Here is a 22,281-nt window from a genome sequence, read left to right as displayed (position 1 = left end):
TTCAAAAGAAGCAGACAGTCTCGTCCACAACTCATCAAGGGGAAAACATGTTTCAACGCGTCTCCACATTTGCCGCTGCGGTAGCGCTGTCGGCGTGCGCAGGACTGGCTCACGCAGCGTATCCAGAGCAACCCATCACCGTTATTTCCCCTTTTCCGGCGGGCGGGGCTACCGACGTGCTCACTCGCATTCTGGCCAGCCGGATGAGTACAGCGCTGGACCAGAAAATCATCGTCGAGAACAAGGCAGGTGCTGGCACTACGATCGGCGCGTCCTATGTCGCGCGAGCGCAGCCCGATGGCTACACGCTGCTGATGGCCACCAATTCGACCTTGGTCACCAATCGCTATCTGTATAAATCATTGCCGTACGATCCTGATGCCTATGCTCCCATCGGCATGGTCGGAATCGGCCCAATGATTCTGCTATCCAACAAGAAAAACAATATTGCCAAAATCTCTGACATCGTGGCACAGGCAAAACAGCGTCCTGCTCAACTGACGTTTGCTTCTTTTGGGCCGGGAACGTCATCGCATCTGGCTGGCGAATTGTTCAGGCAAGAGGCGGGGGTTGATCTGTTGCACGTCCCGTTCAAGGGCGCGACACAAGCTCTGCCCGCCTTGATCAACGGCGATGTCGATGTGTTCTTCGACATGGTGGCCACGGGCATGCCTCAGGTTACGGCGGGCAAGCTGAACGTGCTGGGTATTACGAGCAAGAACCGCTTGTCCACCTTGCCGGATGTGCCGACGCTGGCGGAACAGGGCTATCCATCTTTCGACCTCAGTGCGTGGTTCAGCTTTGTCGCTCCACCCGGCACGCCTTCTGACGTGCTGACCACGTTGCAACAAGCATTGACCACGACACTGCAAGACCCAGTCGTACGCGAAAAAATGCTGGGCATGGGCATTGAGCCGCGTTCCGGAACGGCTGCCGAGCTCACCGAGCAGATTCGTGATGAGCAACCTATAGTGAAAAAACTAGTCAACCAAGCGAATCTGACGCCGCAGTGAACATGCATCGCGCACGTGACATTTGATGGTCATACGGCGCGATGTCCTTCCTTCGCCGGCTGATCTATTGCCCGATATCCTGCCCGTATTCCTGAAGCTTGCGCACGGCGATCTCATGATGTAATCGTTCAACCATCATGCCATCCAGGCTGATCACCCCGGCATTTGCGTTCTCGGGCAGGTCGTAGGCTGCCACTATCTTTTTCCACCAGGCAATTTGCCCTTCGTTGGGGCTGAATGCCTTGTTTACCGTTTCGACCTGAGCGGGGTGGATAATGGTTTTTCCATTCATCCCCAGCGCGCGTGCGACTTCGCATTCTGCGCGTAGTGCGTCTGTGTTCTTGATATCGTTAAGCACGCCGTCGATGACCGCCATATCGAACGATTTTGCCACCAGCATGACGTGGCTAAACCAGGGCATCAGATTGCGGCGGTCTTTGCCGGGATCGATATCGCTGTCCTTGACGAGGTCATTGGTGCCGAGGACCAAGCATTCGAGGCCAGAATTTTTGCCTTGCTCTACGATGTGTTCCAGTCGAAGGATACCCAGCGGGTTCTCTACCATGCTCCATATCTTTGGCGCCCGACCTTTGCCTGCAGAGATTTCCACATACGTGTCATGTATATGCTGTGGCGTCGTGACTTTGGGCAAGAGCACCGCGTCAGGCATGATCTGGGCAACGGTGGCGAGATCGTCTTTCCAGTACTCCGTGTCATTGGCATTGACGCGTATGACCAGATACTTTCCCTGAAAACTGGCGCGCTCCTTTGTCAGAAACTCGGCGAGTCCGGATCTCGCATGTGCCTTCTGTTCCGGAAAAACACTGTCTTCCAGATCAAAGATGACTGCATCGACGTGCAGGGTTGCCGCCTTACGCATGGCCTTTTCGTTGATGGCGGGTACGTAAATAACGCTGCGTAGTTTTCTGTTCATATCGTTCAGGAAGGGTTTTTGGCTCGCTTGATAGTATGCCAGACGTGGTTTCGCTACCCTCGTTCTCGCTATGCCTCGACAGCGGGTTGAAAGTGCATTCCGGAGCAGCCCCTGGAGCTTTTTAGGCGCATGGATTAAAAAGGAAGAATCCCCTTTGGAGACGCCACCCATGAACCGCTCACTAACGTCCCTATCTCCCGAAACACAAGCTGATGCCGCTTGGCTTGCCCGAGTTCATCTTGCCGCAGCGAATCGGCTCGCCGTCCATGATCAATTGGAAGAAGGCATCGATAACCATTTCACCATGATGGTGCCCGGATATGAAGACCGCTACCTGGTGCTGCCATTCGGCCGCCATTGGTCGGAGGCTCGGGCCAGCGATCTCATCGTTTTCGACGAGCGCGGACAGGTGTTGGAAGGCGAAGGAGACTTGGAGCTGAGCGCATTCTGTATCCATGCACCGCTGCACCGGATCACCGGCGCCAAGGTCATCCTGCACACGCACCAAACCTGGGCGCTGGCACTGAACATGTTGGAGGACAACCGTCTACTGCCATGCAGCCAGACAGCGGCGTTTTTCACCAAAAACATTGCGTATGACGATGGCTACACGGGACTGGCAGATACCCTGAGCGAGGGAGAGCGCCTGGCTGCCCTGATTGGCGACAAGCAGGTGCTCTTTATGAAAAATCACGGTGTGCTGGTGGTCGGTGATACCGTAGCGCAGGCATACCGCCGTCTTTACAAGCTCGAGAGAGTCTGCAGGGCTCAGATACTGGCGATGTCGGCAGGCAGGCCCCTTTCGGTGCTGCCGGACGCGCTCGTCGACAGGGTGGACACCCCCAACCCTAAAGACAGCCACTCGCGCGCTGAACGTGAGAGGCTTTATTTCGAGGCCATGATGCGCGTGTTGGATCGGGTCATGCCTGGCTACGCCGAGTAAAGTCCCGGCTGCGCACGCTCATCCGCCACGGTGGCTCCGTGCTTTAGGCTGGTTTACGAAAGTCATTCTCGACCCAAGCCGTGGCTGTGCTCAGCGTGAATTTGTAGTTCGGCGCGACTGTCACTTCCGCAATGGTTTCGCCGTATTCATCCACGGCGCTGAGTACTGCAAACGGCTGATCTTCGTCCGGAACGATGTCCAGTTTGATCGTCAGTGTGACCTCCGGCGTTGTCACCCTGATGCTCTTGTGCAACTGCGCGTGCAGTTGTTGCTCGTGCCTGCGGATCACCTCGGATGCCGTCTTGACCAAGGTGCGAAAGGCGGTGGGGTCCAAGGGTTTAGGGTTCTTTTTGTCCCGTCCCATCGTCCAGGGACCCACCAGCGCCGGTTCGGACTCGCCCTCGCGGGTCATCTCGACGGCCCAGCCGTCGTCCTCCTCGTTTTTGATGACACGCGCCGTCCAGCCGTTGTCACGCCATAAGTGCGATTCGTGGATGCTGTCGTCTGTAGTGTCTACGCCCTCGTTCTCGAGGGCGGCCGTTTCGTAGAGTGTGGCCACAGTGGATGTTCCGTGTTGCGATGCCAGTCATCCAAAGTGGATACTGAAAATTCGTCTGCCATTATCGCAGAGTGGCCTCATCTCTCTCTTTGTTAGTTGACACAACGGAACCCAATAGCCGGGGCGCGCACGTTCGAATTTCCAGCTGTGCGCTGACGGACCGCACTGATCTCCTACAAGATTACAAGATAGATAATACGAATCAGTCGTATTAATAGTAAGATGGCGCCCTTGTGAAAATTCTCGGATTATGGAATGCGGCGCGTCATCCTTTCGGCATGTTTACTGAACACAGCAGTTCCCGTAGTGCTGGCTGACGAAGTCGGCGCGACTGGTTCCGTGGAGCTGGAGGCGGTCAGCGTCTACGGCGACACGGAGCGCGCCGACGGGCCGGTGATAGGCTATCGGGCCACCCGTTCCGCGAGCGCCACACGTACTGACGCGGCCCTGCATGAAGTGCCGCAATCGATTAGCGTGGTGCCGCGTGACGTGGTCCAGGACACCAATGCGACGCGCTTGGAGCAGGTGCTGGATTATGCAGGCGGCGTGGGCCGCGCAAACAACTTCGGCGGACAAGGGCTGACTACGGTGACTGTGCGTGGTTTCACCACCGGCGAGTACTACCGTAACGGCTTTCCGATCAATCGCGGCTATCCTAACGCGCCCGATTCCTACACCCTGGAACGCCTGGAGGTGATTCGCGGCCCGAACACGAGCCTGTATGGTCGTGGTGACCCTGGTGGTACGTTCAATGTGGTAACCAAGCAGCCAGAAGCCGAGTCGAGCGTGACGGTAGGCACGCAGTTCGACACGCATGGTATGCGCCGCGCCACGATTGACTCGACCGGCGCCCTTAACGAGGACGGCAGCCTGACCTACCGCGTCAACGCGCTCGCCGAGGGCGGCAATACCTTTCGCGACGACGTCAGCACCGAACGTTACGGCGTCTCGCCCGTTATCAGCTGGCAGCCAAATGCGGCCACCCGCATCACCCTCGAAGCCGAGATGATCCGTAACAACCATCCGCTGGACCGCGGCCTGACCCGCTATCCCAATCAAACTGGGCGCGCTTCGCGCGACACCAATGTCTGGGAGACCGGCACTGACAACAAGCTGCACAACGACAATAACGTGGTGCAGTTGCGCTTCGAACACGCACTTAATGATAATTGGAAGCTTGGCGGAGGCGCGCAATGGCTGGATGGCACGCTCAAGGGCAATGCCGTGGAGGCCAACGCGCTGCAGGCCGATGGCCGCACGCTAGGACGGAATTTCAACTACCGCAAGCTTGATTGGACTGATCGAGACCTCCAGCTCAACCTGACTGGAAACTTCAGCACGGGCAGGCTGCATCACACTCTGCTGGCCGGCGTAGAGCTCGAGGACTATGACTATCAGTCGATCATCCAGCGCTCTGCTGCCGGCGCCAACGCCTACCCTATCGACCTCTATGATCCGGTACTAGGCCAACCGCGTCCCGCGCTCACCCGCACCACCACGCATGACAAGGAAAATTTGAAGACCTGGGCCGCGTTCGTGCAAGACCAGGTGGCCATTACCGAGCGCTTCAAGCTGCTGGCGGGATTGCGGTTTGAGCGCTTCGAACACACTTACCGCGATCGCTTGCCCACTGGCAGCAGTTGGCAGACCACTGACTCGGCCATCACACCACGCCTGGGTGTTCTTTACGATCTGACCGACACGCTCGCCATATACGCGAACACCGCGCGTTCCTACAAGCCGAACACGGGTGCGGATCGGCAAGGTAATGGCTTTGACCCCGAGGAGGGAGAGTCGTTTGAGGTAGGCGCCAAATGGGAACTCCTCGATGGCCAACTAAGCCTGGATTTCGCGGCCTATCAGATCGACAAAACGAACGTGCTGACGGTCGATCCGGCTGACTCCACCTATCGAGTAGCGGCCGGCGAGGTTCGCAGCCGAGGTTTCGATCTCAACATAGCCGGAAACATTACCCGTGAATGGCGCATGATCGGCGGATACTCGTTCGTGGACGCCAAAGTCACCCGCGACAACACGCTGCCCAGGGGCACGCGGCTGGCCAATATCCCACGCAACTCGTTCAGCTGGCTCAACATGTACGAGTTTCACGAAGGACCCGCGCGAGGGCTAGGTCTGGGCGTCGGAGTGCGCTATGTGGACGATCGAGCCGGCCAGACTGCGGCATCGTCTTACACCATGGATTCCTATGTGGTGGTGGATCTCTACAGCTTCTACCAGGTTAACAAGAACCTGCGCGTGAACCTGGATGTGACCAACCTGTTCAATCGCAATTACGACGAGGGCGCTTTCAACAGCTATGTCTATCCAGGCGCGCCGCGTACCGCGCAATTGGGCATCAGCTATACCTACTGACACGCGGCAAGCCGAGCTCGCCGCGTGCTTTGCGTCTATGAATGCGTAATGTTCGTCCCCAACACTTTCATGCACTCGCGCATGAAAGCGGCCAGGCCCGTCCAGCCCTTGGCCGACACCATGGTGCCATCCACATAGGCTTCGTGTGGCTTCACGTCGATGTAAGTGCCTCCGGCCAGGATGACTTCGGGTTCGCAGGCACCGAGCGCGGCGACCTTCTTTCCGCGGATCACCCCTTCGACGGCGACGAGAATCTGCACCCCGTGGCATATGGTGAAGATCGGTTTTTTAGCCTCATGGAAGTGACGCACCATGGCCTGGATCCGCTTGTCCGTGCGGATGTATTCCGGACCGCGGCCGCCCGCGCAATATACCGCGTCATATTCTTCGACGTTCACCTCGGAGAACGTCTTGTTGATTTCGGCCAGATGGCCAAATCGCTCGATATAGGTTTGATGCCCCTCGAAATCGTGCAGTGAGGTCTGGATCATTTCGCCCGCTTTCTTGTCGGGGCAGATCACATGGACGGTATGGCCTACGGCCTCCATTCCTTGCTGGAACACATAGATTTCATATTCTTCGGTGAATTCACCGCAGAGCATCAGAATTTTCTTGCCACTCATTTGGTTCTCCTTTTGGCTGTTGTCACGACCGGATGGTGGTCCGGCCACCTGTCGTCAGAATGGGCTGTCAGGGAAATAGAACTGGTCGGCGTTCTCGGGGGTGATCAATGGCGCGTCGAGTTTGAAATTGCCACGCATCGGCGCTTGACCGCTGAGCTGGGCCGCCGTCATATAGATCGCCGATTTGATCATCGACGGCGGATAGGGGGTTGAGATGGGGGTGACCGGGTTCTTTGCCTTTACCAGTTCGATCACGTCCTTCATGCCGTTGCCGCCCAGCGCGTATTTGATCTCGGTACGACCGGATTGCTTGATTGCTTCCAGCACCCCCAGCAGCATGTCGTCGTCATTGGCCCAGACGGCGTCGATCTGGGGATACTTGGCCAGATAGTCCTGCATCAGCGTAAAGGCCTGATCCTGGTTCCAGTTGGCATACTGAATATCGAGTATCTTGATGTCTGTGCCCTTGATGACGTCGGTGAACCCCTTGATGCGTTCATCGTCAATGACGGTCGGAATGCCGCGCAGCACGACGATTTTTCCTTTCTTGCCCAACTTTTCCGCCAGCCACTTCGCCGTGTTCGCGCCGACGGCGATATTGTCACCCGCGACATATAGATCCTGAATCGTGGGATCCGTCAGGCCGCGATCCACGACTGCGATAAAGGCGCCACCTGCCTTGACCTGGGCGACAGGGCCGGTCAGCTCTTCTGAGGTGAACGGCAGGATGACCAACGCATCGAGGTTTCGGCCGGCGGATAGGTCTTCCAATGCCGACACCTGCGCAGTCGCCGAAGGCGATGTCTTTACCACGACGTCGATATTCGGAAATGCGGCTTTTATCTCTTTCGCAGCCTGTTCTGCGTGATAAACAACGCCTCCTGTCCAGCCATGGGTGGCCGCCGGGATGGAAACGGCGATGGTCTTTTTGCTTTGTGCCAAAGCACTGGTTGCGGTACATGCCATAAGGCTGACTGCCAGCATGGCGAGCGCACGCTTGGTCATGGATGTCATTTTGTCTCTCCTGATTATGGTTGTCATTTCATGTCTACTCTGAAGGCGTCCATCCTTCGTCGTGATGGTTATTTGATGAAGCGGTGGGCCAGCATGGCGAGGATGATGATTACGCCTTGTACGGCCGCGACGAGGTATTCCGAAACCATGTTGGATAGCACCATCAGATTGGCGATCATCTCCAGAATCAATGCACCGGCGACGGTTCCCCAGATTCGCGCCTTGCCTCCTCGAAGTAATGTGCCGCCGATCACAACGGCGGTGATGACCTGCAGTTCCCACAGTTGGCCTGTCGTCGGCGTCGCGGCGCCGAGTCGAGGGATGTAGCAGATCGCCGCAATGGCGACACATAGCCCCTGTATCACAAAGGCAATGGTGCGGACCTTCGTGACCGAAATGCCCGAAAAGCGAGCCACATCGGCATTTGAGCCGACGGCCATGCAACGGCGCCCGTATTTTGTCCGGTACAGAATGAAGGCCCCGACCAGGGCGACGATCAGTGTGATGGCCACTGGTATCGGAATGCCCAGCACATCGCCGAAATAGACGGGCCGGTAGGGTTCGCGTAGCGCCCGGGCCATCGGGATCGAACCACCATCGGACATCCACGTGATCAGGGCACGAAAGATTCCCATCGTGCCAAGCGTGGCGATAAAGGGTTCGATCTTGCCCACCGTCACGATCAGCCCATTGAGCAGCCCACAGGCCGCACCAACCAGGATCCCCACGACCGCACCGACAAAGATGGCGTTTGCTCCGATCGATGGCTCAAGCCGGTTCATCGTCAGAATCATGATGCCCGTCACGAATGCCATCATCGACCCGACCGACAAGTCGAGACAGCGAGACGAGATCACAAACGTGGCGCCCACTGCGATGATGGCAATGAACGCCGATCGCGTGACGACGTTCGCCATATTGGTGCCGGTCGCGAAGTTCGAGTTCAGCACCATGCCAGCCAACATCACCACGGCCAGCGCGATGAAGGGACCCATAGCGGCCCAGCGGATGCGCCGTGGCGCTTTAATGATCGCGATATGCGTCGTCGCGCTTGTCATTCTCGTCTCCTACCTTATTTATCGTTATGTGGTCTTGCAGATCTGTCTCGTACGCGTTCGCACTGGTGGCCGCATAGACGACGTTATGCTCGGTAATCTGGTCGCCAGTGAGTTCGGCGGCGATGCGTCCTCCACGCATCACCAGAACCCTGTCTGCCAGGCCGACAAGCTCCGGCAGCTCTGATGAGATCACGATGCAAGCTTTATTCGATCGAACCAGGTGATCGATGAAGTCGTAGATCTGGCTTTTGTTGCCGATGTCGATGCCGCGTGTCGGCTCATCGATGATGACAACGCAAGGGTCGGTCATCATCACCTTTGCCAGCAGCAGCTTTTGCTGGTTGCCTCCGGACAGTTGACCCGCATTCAAATGGACCGATCGGGCGCGAATGTCGTAGTCGCGAACGGCCTTATCCAGCGCAGCGGCCTCTTTGTCGCGATTCAGCGCAAGGCGCGGATGGATCCGGTCGAGCGCTTGTAAGGTCAGGTTCGGGGCCAGCGGCTCGTCCAGCAGAAGCCCCTTTCCCTTGCGGTCCTCGGTGAGATAAACCAGCCCCAGTTCTCGCCAGTCCTTGACAGAGCGGTGCTCCACCGCATTACCCGCCAGCTCGATTCGGGCCGCCTCGGCGGGCCGCAGGCCCATCAACCCTTCAAACAATTCGGTCCGGCCAGAACCGATCATGCCGCCGATACCCAGTACCTCGCCGCGACGAACCGCCAGGCTCGCTTGAACCGCGCCGTGATCGACCGATAGCTGTTCGACCGCCAGCAGTGGTGTGCCTGACGGCTGCGGGCGTTTAGGGGGATACAAGACGTCGAGTTGGCGACCGACCATGAGCTCGGCCATGCGGCGTTGCGACAGGTCAGCCGCCGGCCATGTGCCGATCATCTTTCCATCGCGCAGCACGGTGACGCGGTCGGCCAGTGCTTCGACCTCGTCCAGACGGTGCGAAATATATAGGACAGCGGCTCCTTGAGTCCGTAGCCCCCGGACGACTTCCAGCAATGCGGCGACTTCGTCGTTGGCCAGGACGGCGGTAGGCTCATCAAAAATCACGACCTTGCGTGGTTGCAGCAGAGCCCGGCCGATTTGTACCAACTGCCGCTGCGCCAACGGCAGGTCGCCCACATGGTCGCGCGGGTGGCAATGTGCGCCGATAGACGCCAGCACTTCGGCAGTGCGTCGGTCCATGTTTCGATCATCGATCAGGATGCCGCGCGACAGCTCTCGGCCAAGAAAGAGGTTCTCTGCAACCGTCAGATCCGGCGCCAGCAGGATTTCCTGATGCACTAGCACTACGCCCGCGGCCTCTGCTGCGGCAGCATCGGGGAAAACGATGGGCTGCCCCTGCATGAGCAGGTGACCCGCGGTGGGGCTCACGTAGCCGGCCAACAGCTTCATCAGCGTGGATTTCCCGGCGCCGTTTTCACCTATGACCGCGTGGACCTCGCCGGCGCGAATATCCAGCGTGACGTCGGACAGGACGGTGACCGGTCCATAGGCCTTCGTCAGCCCCTCCGCGGCAAGCGCTGCAGGGGTACGCGCTTTTACCGCCAACGGGATGGTGGCCGATAGCGATAGAGCGCCCACGGCATTCATTCGAAGGCCGCCATCAGCCGGTCACGTGAACACAGGATGTGTTCACGCATCGCCGTTTGCGCAGCGACCGCGTCCCCTGCTCGGAAGGCGGCCAGCAGCTTCTCATGTTCTTCCAGCGCCTCTTGGGTAACGCGGCTGTGGAACATCAGGCGAAACAGGTGCAGGTGGACATGCTGGTTGAAAAGCGTGGTGCGGATGACCTCGTTTCCCGCAATCCGCATGATCTCGTCGTGAAAGTGCGAGTCGATCCGAGCAAAGCGTGAATAACGGCTGGTCCGATCTATCGGCGTCCCGCCGTCCGCCATGTCGGCGGCAATGCTTTCAATATGGTCCAGTGCGGCGGGAGTCATATTGAGCGCCGCCAAACGTGCGCCTTCCGGCTCGACGAGCAAGCGAAAATTGAATAAATCCTCGAATTGCTTGCGGCCCAGTTGCGGAGCGGCGCTGTAGCCGATGAGGTGTGCCTTGTGGACCAACCCTTCGCGTTCCAGGCGCGAAAGGGCTTCCCGCACAGGTGTCTGTGAAACGTTCAGTTCTCGCGCGATCAAGTCGATGGGAATGCGGGCGCCAGGCGCGATGGCAAGCGACATCAGCCGTTCATTGATGGCGTCATAGACGTCATCGACCACGCTGGAGCGGCGTACGGATACACCGGTTTGAGTTTCTCGTTGTACAGCCATTTTGCTCGCGCACACCTTCTAAGTAGACCTTGACATGCTCAGATGGTGACAAATACCATATCGAATGTCAAATAAAATATCCTATAGGATATGATTTTAAGGCCCGGCACAACACCCGGATAGCGCGCAAACAGCGGCCAGCAGACAACGAACACAATGAGGGGACAGTGATGATGTATTTCGGTGCAATGAGATCGCCGGGCGAAGTGATATTTGGCTGCGGACAACGCAAGGCTCTGGGACTCGTGGCGAAACGGCTGGGGCAGCGGGCGCTGGTCGTCACAGACCAACGCCTCGCGGCGGATGCCGATTTCCAGGCCATGATGGTGGACTTGAAGACCAGCGGCCTGATCGTGCGAATCGAAAGCGGAACCTTGCCGGACGTGCCGGTCCGAGCTGCCGTCCTTGCTGCCGACGCGGCGCGCGAGTTTGCCGCCGACGTGGTGATAGGCGTCGGCGGAGGCTCTTGCCTGGACATGGCCAAATGCCTTGCATTGCTGCTGAGGCATGGCGGACAACCCCAGGATTACTACGGCGAACTGAAGGTGCCTGGCCCAATTCTGCCGGTGATCGCCATCCCGACGACTGCCGGAACCGGGTCAGAGGTCACCCCGGTCGCCGTCCTGTCAGATGACCAGCGCACACTCAAGGTGGGTATCTCCAGTCCGTATCTGATTCCCACGGTAGCGATCTGCGATCCTGAGTTGACGTTGACTTGTCCGTCGACGTTGACCGCTATCGCCGGCGCTGATGCGCTGACTCATGCGATCGAGGCTTTCACTGCCGCGCGTCGCGAGGTGGCTCCAGGCTTGACTCAGGAAAGGGTGTTCATCGGCAAAAATGCCATATCAGATCAGTTTGCGCTGACCGCGATCTCATTATTGTGGCAAGGACTCGAGACTGTTTGCGCCGATGGCGGCAACTTGGCCGCCAGGTCTCAAGTCATGCAGGGGGCGACGTTCGCGGGCCTGGCTTTTGGTGTCGCCGGAACGGCCGCAGCCCATGCCATTCAATATCCCGTTGGGGCCGTTACCCACACCGCGCACGGTGCAGGGGTAGCCTGCTTGATGCCTTGGGTGATGGAGTGGAATCGTCCGGTGATCGGCACCGAACTGGATCAAATGGCTGCCGTCATGAATCTGGCTGATGGTGCCGCTGTGATCCCCGCCGTCGCGGCGCTATTCGCCCGTATCGGGATTCCATCCACGCTAAGCCAGCTTGGATTGGCCGAAGACCAACTGGATTGGGTAGCGGATCAAGCGTGCGGCATCGAGCGGCTGATCCAGAACAACCCTCGTCCGCTTGATCGCAATAACATGCGAACGCTGATTGAGGCGTCTTATTTTGGTGTCGCCGATTTGATGCGGGACGCAAAGGCAGCATAGCAGGCGCGCTCAAATTCACGTAATCGCAGTATTTAACGGTGGACTTTCAACGATGGCCCAGGACCTTTATCGAAACCGTGACTTCATCCCGGACTTCGACGAGATCGTTGCCGAGACGGCTGCACGTTCTCGCGAGTTCGCGAGGGGTGTCGATATGCGGCTCGACGTGCCCTATGGTTCGAGCCCGCGCGAACGGATGGACATCATTCTTCCGCCTCGTATGGCAAAAGGTGCTCCGATCCATGTGTTCATTCACGGCGGCTACTGGCGCTCGGGCAGCAAAGAAGCTCACTGGCTGGTTGCTGCGCCGGTGCTGGCTGCGGGCGGTGTTGCCGTCCTTGTCACGTACGACCTCATGCCTGCCACGAGACTGGGCACCATCGTTTCCCAAGTTCGCGCGGCTGTCCGGCACGTAGTCAAGATGGCTGCCGATATTGGGGCGGATCCCACAAGGCTCACTGTCAGCGGCCATTCGGCAGGCGCACATTTGGCGAGTTACTTAGCTGCGCAGGGACCCGAGGAAGGTGCACCACCGGACTTGCCTGCGCTTGGCGGCCTGCTGCTCGTCAGCGGCATTTACGACCTGACCGATATTCCAGGCAGTTTCCTGAAGAACGAAGCGCAGATGACGCCGGCTGAGGCCGCGGCATGGTCGCCTCTGACCTCTTTTCAATTCCCCGGTCCTCGACGTATCGTGATGGTCAGTGAAACGGACACCGCTCCATTTCACTCTCAAGGCCGAGAGTTTGCCTCTTTGCTCGAGCGCACCACGCACGACGGGCAGTTCCGGACCGAAGCGGGGGCGAACCATCTCACGATTGTTCTGGCCTTGGGCGATCCCAAGAGCCCTGCAGGGCTTTGTCTCTCGGACTTGGTTAGCGGCTAAGGTCCTCCAGTCTGGTCAAGTGCGGCTATCCTCCAATGCTTGATCCCGAATTACGACAGTGATGCATACCTAACTCTTGCCTGGTGCTACGGGTTTCAATGGCACTGGCGGTCCGATCACTGGCGTATTCAACGGCGCAGCCGCTCCAATCAGGATAACTACCGAGTTGCCCCCGGGGTTCAGATCAGGATTTGGGTTCTGCTTCCAATTGTTCATTACCCACAAATTCCCCGATCTATCGATCTGGCCGCCGGTGATGCGTTCCAGTGCATCACTCGTATAGCCGGTCGCCGGCGAGATGGGATCGCCCACCTTTGCGCCTGGCCGGCATTTGCTCGTATCCGCGCCGCAGAATCGACTGATGCCTGTCAGCGCGGTTGTCGGTGTGGGTTCAACGCCGTCAGGTCCGAAATTGAACACCCACACCGTGTCATCGCCGTCCACCGAGATCCCCCATGGCACGGTGAGGCCGCCGCCGGTAAAAGGAGAGCCCGGATAAGGATCGTGGGTGCCCGTTTGATACATCGTGATGGAAGGGTTCGTCGCAGGACCTTCGCGCGCGCTGGCCGGGCAAGGTGCATCCAACCAATCCGAATTCGCGATCCAGACGTTTCCCTTGCTATCGGCGGCGTTTCCGATGGGATGATTAATCAGCGGGCGCGCAGGGTCAGCCTCGGCATTGGTCAGCGTCTTGAGGATGGTGCCATCCGGCGCAATCACCACCACCGTGTCGCCGCGGTTAGTGGTGACCCAGACGTTACCATCCAGGTCCACTACCGTGCCGAATGGCTTGAGCCGCGGCAGCCCCTCAGGGCCGAGCGGGCCCAGCGGGATATTGACAGCCTGCGCCGGGTCTCCGTTGGGAATCTTGGTGATCGAGTCGTTGCCGCAGTTGGCGACCCAGATGTTGCCTGCACGATCCGCCGATGTGCCTTGCGGCCACGATATCTTGCCCTGCGTGAATCCGGTGTTCGGGGAAATCGGGGTGCCATCGGGCTTGAATACCGAAACGCTGTTGTGAGGCGCCTCCGCCGGCGTGCCAATGCAGGGCGGATCCTGGAAACCGAAATTGCCCGTCCAGATGTTGCCGGCCAGATCGAGTGTGATGCCAAACCCCGCGCCGCTCAGGCCGCCACCAAAGTAAGGTGAGCCGGATATGACCTGCGCCGCGGGCGAGAACTTGATCAGTCGCAAACCCGCACACGCCGGTTGGCCAACATACTGTGGCTCGTAGTTGTCGTTTGCCCAGGCGTTACCCTCGGCATCAAACGCGATGTTGCCTACACCGTTGACGACATTGGTGGGGCTTTGCTCGCTGAAAAAGCCGCCAGTGACTTTCAGGAACAGCAGCCAGTTGTTAGGGCGTGAAGCGAGGCCCAGATAATTTGCCGGTGATGCTTTAGCCAGGTTGAACAAGGGATCGGTTGCATCATTCGGATATCCAGGGTACGAGGGATGCTTGACGATATTGGACAGCGCCTGCAATACGTTGACCGGCGCGCTACCGCCGGGTGGCGTTGCCGCGGCGAACAGCTTGGCGCAATTATCATGCTCTGCGGCGCAGGCTGCGACGACGTTGGCCAGCGAGTTGTATGTCGCCAATGTTGAAGTCTCATCACCGTTAGGCGACGAGGCAATCGCAGCGCCGACAGCGCCGGAAATGGGATCAACCAGATTCGTCGCCATCTGGGCCGCATTGCGCATTCCGATGGCGTCGCCCGCGATGCCCAATGCGCTGATGAATTGGGCAAACGCGTTGCCCGTGGCAACGGTTGTGTGGTCATTGATCACGATAGACGAACTCACCTCACCGTTATCACTGCCGATCGCACTGGCCAGCATCGAGGGACCTGACGTCGCTTCGACAAACAGGACGGCTTGCTGACTACGCTGCGCATCCGAAAGTGCATAATGAATGGTGAACGCACCGTCACTGTCTGTCGATCCCGAGCCCAGCGGAACCCGCGATCCGCCATCATCCGAAAAGCTGCCGTACAGCTCGACGCGATAATCCTCAACACCTGCCGAGCTGCTTTGAACGAGACCCGAGAGCTTCAGGTGTTTCTGGTTGGTAGAAGACGATCCTCCATCCGAGCACGCCCCCAGGATCAGCGCCATGCCGGCAGACAATGCGATGGATCGCCACATATTGCTCCGGCCTGGGGGTTGGACGCTCTTTGAATGTGCCATGTTCACCACCGTAGTTGGCTGACGCGTTTCGTGACGCGTGGATTAACGCGAGAAAACTACATGAACAACAGCGGCCGATCTAGCTTTTTTCGATGAAAGCGCGTATCCGTTCGACGAAAAGACAGAGACGTTTATGTGGGGGCAGATTTATTCATCATGCGCGCAGATAGAGAGACGTGTTTGTTTCTTGTCATTTGACCGTCATGTTTTTGTAATGCCAGTGGTATTGGCTAAGGCACGCAGTCCTGTGCGACAGGAGAACACTCACCAGCCCGTTCTCCACGCAAACTCAAGGCGAGGTATGACGATTCAGTTCAATGCCCAATTCGCTACCGAGCCAATTGATGAAGTAATGAAGCGGCCGTTTGATTGTCGCCGCCACGGGAAAGACCAGCGTGTGATTACACGTGTGAATATCGACCGATTTTCTGGTCAATGGCGCGACTAGTTTTCTTTCTGCGATCTCCCGTTGTGCAATCAGTGAAGACTCCAGGGCGACGCCCAGACCGTCTACTGCTGCACGGACACATAAGAAATTGCGATCAAAACTCAGGCCTTTGATTGCAGGCGCAGCAACGCCATTGTCCGAAAACCATTGCATCCAACGGACTTGACGGTTGTAGCTATCCAATAGCGGCAGCTTGAGCAGATCCGCAGGTTTCTTGATCCGGCGCGCCAATTCCGGCGAGCACAACGGAGTAATGATTTCATTGCCCAGGGGAAGTTCGCAAAGGCCATCTGCCGGCCGGTGATCAAACACAATGTCGGCGTCGAATTCATGGCGTTGAAATCGCAAATAGTCCGTGTCGGCCGACAAATGCAGCTCAATGCTCGGATGCCGTGAGACGAATGAAGACAAGCGCGGAGTCAACCATTGCGCGGCAAAGCTGGGGGCGCAATGCAAGCGCAGGCGCTCGGGCGTAGCGCCCGAGATCGCCTCGATTCCACGGCGCAAGTCATCGAATCCTCTCCCCACGTACAGCATCAAGGCTTCGCCATCCGGAGTCAGTTGGACGCTCCTTCCTTCGCGTTGAAACAAGCTCGTCCCCAACTGCGCCTCCAGTTTTCGAACCGCATGACTGACGGCACTGGGTGTCAGAAATAGCTCCGCGGCTGCTTTCGTGATCGAGCGGGTGCGTGCGGCGGCTTCGAAGCTGCGCAGCAATACGACCGGGATGTGGTTTGTCATAGTCAATATGTGAATTCAATTCAACTATTTATGTATATAACGCGTTTGTGAAAACGGCTTGGGTATCGCAGAATGAATTGAGCTGCTTATAGACAAGAAAAGGCGGTTCCCGGCAATGCCGGAGAAAAACAATAACCTACTTGGAGACAACAGAGACATGAATTCAATTTTCAGATGCTTGGCTATTGCCGTCGCCGTCATGGCGGCCGCGCCATCCGCCTTCGCGCAGACCAAGGCGCGCCTGGGTCATGTGTTCGCGCAAGGGTCGCCTGCCGACGTCGCCAGCCATAAATTCGCAGACTTGGTAAAGGAACGCACGAACGGCGAAGTGCAGATCACCATTTTCCCCAACAATCAATTAGGCGGCGATGAGGCCTTGGGTCGGGACCTGAGCCGTGGCTCGTTGGAGTTCGCCTTTCTCAATCCGGGATCGTTAGCGGGCTTGGATCCTCTGCTGGATTTTCACTATCTCCCTTATATCGCCAGCACGTTCGACCAAGTAGACAAACTTTTCTTCAACCCGGATGGCATCCTGCAAAAGACATTGAGCGCTGCACTTGTCAAACAGAACATGACACCACTCGCGTTCTTCGAGTTGGAGTTTCGTGCCGTGACCAACTCAAAGCGGCCCGTTGTGTCGCCTGCCGATCTGAAAGGGCTGAAGGTTCGCGTTCCAGGCTCGGCCTCGATACGCAGCTTCTTTGAGGCTGCGGGCACGCAGACGGTGACGATGCCATTCTCGAACTTGTTTGTCGCCCTGCAGCAAGGCACTGTGGATGGACAGGACAATGGCGCCACGATCACCTACAACTCACGGTTGTTTGAGGCACAGAAATACATGACGTTGACCAATCACGTTTACGCCATGGGCACCGTGACGGCCAGTCAGCGATTCTGGAAACGACTGACCGACAAGCAACGTGAAATCATTACCCAGGCGGCAATCGAGGCCGCCGCAGAAGAAGTCAAAAACAGCAGGGCGATGAACGGCGAATATCTCGAAAAAATCGCGGCGGCCGGGGTCAAAGTGACCCGCCTCAAACCTGAGGAAATGGCGAAATTCGTCAAGGTGGGTCAGATCGGTTGGGAACAACTGGCATCGACCTACGGCAAAGATCGGATTCAAGCGCTCAAAGACGAAATCGCGGCCGCCTCGCGTCCCTAGGAGGCCCCCTCATGTCTCACCATGATGTTGGCAGGGACGCAGGTGCCCTGGTGTCGCCGCGCCCGCTCAAGTCCTGCTTCCATAGCGCACTGGACAAGTTGATGCGATTCGAACTGATCGTGGCCAGAGTGGAAAGCAGGATTGCCATGGCCAGTTGGTTGGTGGCGACGCTATCCGTCCTGGCTTCACTGGTCATTCGCGCTTTTGCACTGCCCATCCCCGACACAGGCGAATGGGCGCTGGTTGCGATGTCGCCGCTGACATTTGTGGGTGCCGCCCTGTGTAGTCATCTGCACAAGCATTTGACGGCCGACATCGTCGAGATGTTGCCGCGCGGAACGCTGCTGCAGGTATTGGAGGCTGTGATCGCAATCCTGTTCATTATTTTCTCGGTGTTTCTTTCTGCCTTGGCGCTCGACCTGTTTGACTATGCCTTGTCCTCCAGTGAGCGGCTGACCGATTTGGGCACTCCGCTTGCCGTGCCGGTCGCGTTCATCTTGCTGGGCGCCCTTCTCATGGGTTTTCACGCCATTGTTGACCTGTTGCGGGCCTGTGCGGGCCGCTCACCTGGAGGGATCAATCCATGGTGATGATTTTCTTCCTGATGGGCGTCATATTGCTTGTCGGTGCGCCGCTGGCGGTGGGATTTGGCCTGCCTATTTTTTTCAGTCTCGATGCATTGGGTCTATCGATCACGAGCCTCAGCAATATCCCTTACGAGGAAATATCCGCCTTCTCGCTGATCGCCATACCCCTGTTCATGTTCACCGGCGGCCTGATGAGTGCCAGTGGAATGGCCAGGGAACTGATCGCGCTTTCGGATGTCGCCTTGGGTCGGATTCGCGGCGCGTTCGGTTATATCGCCATTGCCGCGTCAGCGCTCTTGGGGGCCATCACCGGATCTTCTGTTGCCACCGTGGCCGCTGTAGGCGGCATCGTGAGTCCGGAGATGATACGGCGAGGTTATCCCGCGGGTTACGTGGCCGCATTGACAGCGACAGCAGGTCTGTTGGGGGTCTTGTTGCCTCCCTCCATTCCGCTCATTCTGTATGGCGCGACCGTGGGCGTGTCTGTCTCGCAATTGTTCACGGCGACACTGCTGCCGGCCGCATTGATGGCGACACTCTTTCTGATCGTGCATGTGTTTCTATCACGCCGTCTCTTGCCCAACGGCGTGGAGCAGCGCACCTCAGAAAACAACGCTGCGCTTGACCATCAGGCTGTCATCCCGTTGCGGATAGCTGGTCGAGCGAGCTCGGTGCTGCTGTTGCCGTTCATTATCCTGGGCGGTATCTATGGCGGCATCATGACCCCGACCGAGGCGGCGGCGGTTGGCTGTCTCTATGCAGTAGTCGTCGTGGTTCTGCGCCGCATGGTCAGCCACAAAGTGATGGCCGGCGCATTGCGCGAGGCTGTCATCACTGGCGCGGGGATCTTGTTCGTCATTGCCTTGACCGGGGTTTTCAATCGCGCCATGGTGCTGAACCAAGTGCCCCAGGATTTGGCAATGTGGGTAGCTACGCATATTGATAGTCCGCTCATTTTTCTGCTCACCGTCAATGTCGTCCTGCTCGTGGTCGGGTCGTTTATGGAAACGAATGCCTCGATCTTGTTGATGGGGCCGCTACTGGCGCCCGCCGCCGCGCAATTCAATATCGACCCGGTCCATTTCGGCATCATCGTCGCAACCAATCTGGAGATCGGCCTGCTCACTCCTCCGATGGCGGCCAACCTCTATGTCGCGGCACGCGCGGCCAATGTGCCGATGCTGAAGATGCTGCGGTATCTCGCGTATTTCTTCACTGCAGCATTGGTCGGCCAGGCGCTGATCACCTATGTCCCCTTCTTCACCCTCTGGTTCCGGTAACTTTTCCCCGTAGTGAACTCACACATGAATGATGACAACGAAACATACCTGGGCGCTGCGCTGCCCAGGTTTTCCAAGGCTGCAGTCGTGCGAGCATTCGGCACACCGCTGGAAATCAAAGACGTGCCGATTCCGACGGAGGTCGAGCCTGGCGCGCTGATCGTCAAGACTTCTGCATGCTCGATATGTGGCACCGATGTGCATTTGGCGCGAGGCAATTTGGCGTTGAAAGTAGACCTCCCGGTTATTCTCGGACATGAAATGGTCGGCCGTGTGGTTGCTATCGGGCAAGGGGCCGAGCGAGATAGCGTCGGCCAACCCGTACGGATCGGTGACCGCATTTTATGGACGCACACCTCCTGCGGTTCCTGCTACTTCTGCACGGTCGCCAACCAGCCGACGCTCTGTGAAAACAGACGTGCCTATATGTACGAGAGCAGTGAAAAACCCCCGTATCTGCTGGGTGGCTTTTCAGAGTATGGCTATGTATTGCCTGAGTCCGGCCGTGTGCGCGTCCCTGACAATCTGGACGACGCCGTGGCGAGCTTGTGCAGTTGTGCCTTTCGATCGGTCATGAATGCGTTCGACAATCTGGGTCCGATCGATCCTTCAGAACATGTCGCTATTCAGGGTGCGGGACCGCTGGGGATTCTCGCCGCCGCGGTGGCACGTGTGGCTGGCGCGCGTACGGTCAGTGTGATTGGCGCGCCCGCCAGCCGCCTGCAGATGGCCAAGGATTTCGGCGCGACCCATACCTTCAACCTGGAAGGCTCTACTCACGAGGAGCGCGCGGAGCAACTTCGGGCAATGACAGGAGGCCGGGGCCCGGATATGGTGCTGGAGTTCACGGGGTTTCCAGGCGCGTTCAATGAGGGGCTGGACCTGGTTCGCAAGGGCGGGCGCTATCTCACCGTGGGCCAGCTTGGCGCTGGCTCGACGACGTTCAGCCCCTCTCTCATTGTCAAGAAGAACATTCGAGTCATCGGTTCCTTCTCGGGTGATGTAAAGTCATATTGGAAAGCCCTGCAGTTCGCGTCGGCGCATATCGATCACATTCCGTTCAGGAAAATGATCTCCGGTACTTACAGACTGGAGGACGTGAATGTGGCTCTGGAAAAGATGCACCGCCTGGAAGAAATCAAACCGCTGATCTTGATGGAATAAGGCGTACGTCGGTTGCCCGTTTGCCTTTTTTCACTCCAAAGGATGATCATGAAAACTTACAGCAATTTCATTGATGGCAAGGCTGTTGAACCCGTAGGCCAAACCTGGATGGACACGGTGAATCCCTATACCGGCGAGGTGTGGGCGCAGATTCCCCGCAGCGATCAACGCGATGTCGATCTGGCGGTCCAGGCTGCAAAGCGCGCCATGACAGAAGGCCCGTTTTCCAAGATGACGGCAACTCAGCGCGGCCAGATGATGTACCGTCTGGCACAGTTGATCGCCGACAATGCCAAGCGTCTGGCCGAAACCGAGGTACGCGATAACGGCAAGCTGATTGCCGAGATGCAAGGCCAGTTGAACTATGTCCCCGAGTGGTGGCGTTACTACGGCGGGCTCGCCGACAAGATCGAGGGCTCGGTCATGCCCATCGACAAGGCCGATCACTTCGCCTACACCACGCACGAGCCTGTTGGCGTCGTGGGTGCATTGACCGCGTGGAACTCGCCGCTGCTTTTCGTGGGCTGGAAATGCGCACCTGCCATTGCCGCGGGCTGCGCGGTCGTGATCAAACCCTCTGAATTTACTTCGGCATCCACGTTGGAATTTGCCGAGCTCACCAAACAAGCCGGTTTCCCCGACGGCGTATTCAATGTCGTGACAGGTTTAGGCCAGGAAACTGGCGCCGCGCTGGTAGAGCACCCCGACGTAGCCAAAATCACGTTCACGGGATCCGATGCAACGGGCCGCCTGATCTATGCACAGGCGGCCAAGACGATGAAGCGGATCACCTTGGAGTTGGGCGGAAAGTCGCCCAATATCGTGTTCACCGATTGTGACCTCGACAAAGCCGCCGCAGGCGTGATCTCGGGCATTTTCGCGGCCACCGGCCAGACGTGTATCGCAGGCTCGCGTCTGCTGGTACAGAACTCCATCAAGGATGAGTTCGTACAGCGCTTGATCAAACTAGGCACCACGGCCAAGAAAGGAAATCCCATGGAGGCCGACACCAACATCGGCCCGGTCACCACGCCGCCGCAGTATAAAAAAATCCTGGACTACATTGACATCGCCAAACGCGAAGGCGCCCGATGCGTCTTGGGTGGACAAGCAGCATCCAGCATGCCCGGCGGTCAATTCGTGGAGCCCACTATCTTTGTGGATGTGACGCCTGATATGCGCGTGGCACGCGAGGAAATTTTCGGTCCAGTGTTGGCGGTGATGGGATTTGACGATGAGGCAGAGGCTATCCGAATGGCCAACGATACGATCTATGGTCTAGGCGCCGGTGTCTGGACCGAAGACATCGGCCGGGCACACCGGGTCTCAAAGGCGTTGAAAGCCGGTACCGTGTGGGTCAACACCTATCGCGCAGTCAGCTACATGATGCCGTTCGGCGGAATGAAACAATCCGGGCTGGGCCGGGAAAGCGGCGTCGAGTCCATACGCCACTATCTGGAAACCAAGAGCACCTGGATATCCTACGCGCAAGGCGCTCCCGCCAATCCGTTTATCTTGCGCTGAGCGTGCCCTATCACCATATAAAACGTGGATAGGCGCAGAGGCACGTATTTCTAGGCGATCAAATGGCAATATAGACCGCTCCGCTCGCGGGGAGTACCCCAGCGCCCCGCCCCC

19 protein-coding genes are annotated in these 22,281 nt (G+C 58.0%); 10 read left to right on the top strand and 9 right to left on the bottom strand.

The window, feature by feature from the left end; translation table 11 throughout:
- Positions 1-47: 47 nt before the first annotated feature.
- Positions 48-1,013, top strand: coding sequence for a Bug family tripartite tricarboxylate transporter substrate binding protein (locus ACNA0I_RS03550; protein ID WP_415804669.1), 966 nt, complete (start codon positions 48-50; stop codon positions 1,011-1,013).
- 64 nt (positions 1,014-1,077) lie between these two features.
- Here the strand turns inward: ACNA0I_RS03550 and ACNA0I_RS03545 are convergent, their stop codons facing one another.
- Positions 1,078-2,118: an HpcH/HpaI aldolase/citrate lyase family protein gene (locus tag ACNA0I_RS03545; protein ID WP_415804668.1), complete on the bottom strand. Its 1,041-nt coding sequence runs from the start codon at positions 2,116-2,118 to the stop codon at positions 1,078-1,080.
- Here ACNA0I_RS03545 and ACNA0I_RS03540 point away from each other — a divergent pair.
- On the top strand, positions 2,117-2,890 hold the full coding sequence (locus ACNA0I_RS03540; protein WP_415804667.1) for a class II aldolase/adducin family protein: 774 nt from the start codon (positions 2,117-2,119) through the stop codon (positions 2,888-2,890). The genes ACNA0I_RS03545 and ACNA0I_RS03540 overlap by 2 nt on opposite strands.
- 43 nt (positions 2,891-2,933) lie before the next feature.
- Here ACNA0I_RS03540 and ACNA0I_RS03535 read toward each other — a convergent pair whose 3' ends face one another.
- Positions 2,934-3,449 (bottom strand): hypothetical protein, encoded by a 516-nt coding sequence (locus ACNA0I_RS03535; RefSeq protein ID WP_415804666.1) that lies wholly within the window; start codon positions 3,447-3,449, stop codon positions 2,934-2,936.
- A 255-nt stretch (positions 3,450-3,704) separates the two neighbouring features.
- Here ACNA0I_RS03535 and ACNA0I_RS03530 point away from each other — a divergent pair, with 255 nt between their 5' ends.
- Complete coding sequence (locus ACNA0I_RS03530) at positions 3,705-5,822, top strand: TonB-dependent siderophore receptor (RefSeq protein ID WP_415804665.1); 2,118 nt, start codon at positions 3,705-3,707, stop codon at positions 5,820-5,822.
- Positions 5,823-5,857: 35 nt separating this feature from the next.
- Here ACNA0I_RS03530 and ACNA0I_RS03525 read toward each other — a convergent pair whose 3' ends face one another.
- The 5 genes from ACNA0I_RS03525 to ACNA0I_RS03505 form a co-directional block, all read right to left on the bottom strand.
- Entirely contained in the window at positions 5,858-6,445 is a 588-nt protein-coding gene (locus ACNA0I_RS03525; protein WP_415804664.1) for a DJ-1/PfpI family protein, read from the bottom strand.
- Between the two features lie 54 nt (positions 6,446-6,499).
- Positions 6,500-7,459, bottom strand: coding sequence for a substrate-binding domain-containing protein (locus ACNA0I_RS03520; RefSeq protein WP_415804663.1), 960 nt, complete (start codon positions 7,457-7,459; stop codon positions 6,500-6,502).
- A gap of 68 nt (positions 7,460-7,527) precedes the next feature.
- Positions 7,528-8,517: an ABC transporter permease gene (locus ACNA0I_RS03515; protein ID WP_415804662.1), complete on the bottom strand. Its 990-nt coding sequence runs from the start codon at positions 8,515-8,517 to the stop codon at positions 7,528-7,530.
- Positions 8,483-10,117 carry a sugar ABC transporter ATP-binding protein gene (locus ACNA0I_RS03510; protein WP_415804661.1) on the bottom strand — a complete coding sequence of 545 codons (1,635 nt, stop codon included), beginning with the start codon at positions 10,115-10,117 and terminating at the stop codon, positions 8,483-8,485. The genes ACNA0I_RS03515 and ACNA0I_RS03510 overlap by 35 nt, the downstream gene beginning before the upstream one ends.
- Positions 10,114-10,797 (bottom strand): GntR family transcriptional regulator, encoded by a 684-nt coding sequence (locus ACNA0I_RS03505; RefSeq protein ID WP_415804660.1) that lies wholly within the window; start codon positions 10,795-10,797, stop codon positions 10,114-10,116. The genes ACNA0I_RS03510 and ACNA0I_RS03505 overlap by 4 nt, the downstream gene beginning before the upstream one ends.
- Before the next feature lie 170 nt (positions 10,798-10,967).
- Between ACNA0I_RS03505 and ACNA0I_RS03500 the strand changes: the two genes are divergently transcribed.
- Both ACNA0I_RS03500 and ACNA0I_RS03495 read left to right on the top strand, forming a co-directional pair.
- On the top strand, positions 10,968-12,182 hold the full coding sequence (locus ACNA0I_RS03500; protein WP_415804659.1) for an iron-containing alcohol dehydrogenase: 1,215 nt from the start codon (positions 10,968-10,970) through the stop codon (positions 12,180-12,182).
- A gap of 52 nt (positions 12,183-12,234) precedes the next feature.
- Positions 12,235-13,068, top strand: a complete 834-nt coding sequence (locus ACNA0I_RS03495; protein WP_415804658.1) for an alpha/beta hydrolase — start codon at positions 12,235-12,237, stop codon at positions 13,066-13,068.
- A gap of 69 nt (positions 13,069-13,137) precedes the next feature.
- Here the strand turns inward: ACNA0I_RS03495 and ACNA0I_RS03490 are convergent, their stop codons facing one another.
- Both ACNA0I_RS03490 and ACNA0I_RS03485 read right to left on the bottom strand, forming a co-directional pair.
- Positions 13,138-15,216, bottom strand: a complete 2,079-nt coding sequence (locus tag ACNA0I_RS03490; RefSeq protein WP_415804657.1) for an NHL repeat-containing protein — start codon at positions 15,214-15,216, stop codon at positions 13,138-13,140.
- Between the two features lie 331 nt (positions 15,217-15,547).
- A complete protein-coding gene (locus tag ACNA0I_RS03485; protein ID WP_415804656.1) occupies positions 15,548-16,447 on the bottom strand; it encodes a LysR substrate-binding domain-containing protein in 900 nt (299 codons plus the stop codon).
- A 157-nt stretch (positions 16,448-16,604) separates the two neighbouring features.
- Between ACNA0I_RS03485 and ACNA0I_RS03480 the strand changes: the two genes are divergently transcribed.
- From ACNA0I_RS03480 to ACNA0I_RS03460, 5 genes are read left to right on the top strand one after another with little or no spacing between them, the layout of a single operon-like run.
- Positions 16,605-17,612 carry a TRAP transporter substrate-binding protein gene (locus ACNA0I_RS03480; RefSeq protein WP_415804655.1) on the top strand — a complete coding sequence of 336 codons (1,008 nt, stop codon included), beginning with the start codon at positions 16,605-16,607 and terminating at the stop codon, positions 17,610-17,612.
- 11 nt (positions 17,613-17,623) lie between these two features.
- Entirely contained in the window at positions 17,624-18,202 is a 579-nt protein-coding gene (locus tag ACNA0I_RS03475) for a TRAP transporter small permease (RefSeq protein WP_415804654.1), read from the top strand.
- Positions 18,196-19,479: a TRAP transporter large permease gene (locus ACNA0I_RS03470; RefSeq protein WP_415804653.1), complete on the top strand. Its 1,284-nt coding sequence runs from the start codon at positions 18,196-18,198 to the stop codon at positions 19,477-19,479. The genes ACNA0I_RS03475 and ACNA0I_RS03470 overlap by 7 nt, the downstream gene beginning before the upstream one ends.
- Before the next feature lie 24 nt (positions 19,480-19,503).
- Positions 19,504-20,643 (top strand): zinc-binding dehydrogenase, encoded by a 1,140-nt coding sequence (locus ACNA0I_RS03465; RefSeq protein WP_415804651.1) that lies wholly within the window; start codon positions 19,504-19,506, stop codon positions 20,641-20,643.
- A gap of 48 nt (positions 20,644-20,691) precedes the next feature.
- On the top strand, positions 20,692-22,167 hold the full coding sequence (locus ACNA0I_RS03460) for an aldehyde dehydrogenase (RefSeq protein WP_415804650.1): 1,476 nt from the start codon (positions 20,692-20,694) through the stop codon (positions 22,165-22,167).
- Positions 22,168-22,281: the final 114 nt, after the last annotated feature.

The organism is Bordetella muralis (assembly GCF_965139205.1).
In the GTDB taxonomy this organism is placed as follows: Bacteria; Pseudomonadota; Gammaproteobacteria; order Burkholderiales; family Burkholderiaceae_B; genus Bordetella_A; species Bordetella_A muralis.
The sequence above is the reverse complement of the archived record's forward strand: the minus strand, read 5'-3'. Positions and strand labels throughout refer to the sequence as shown.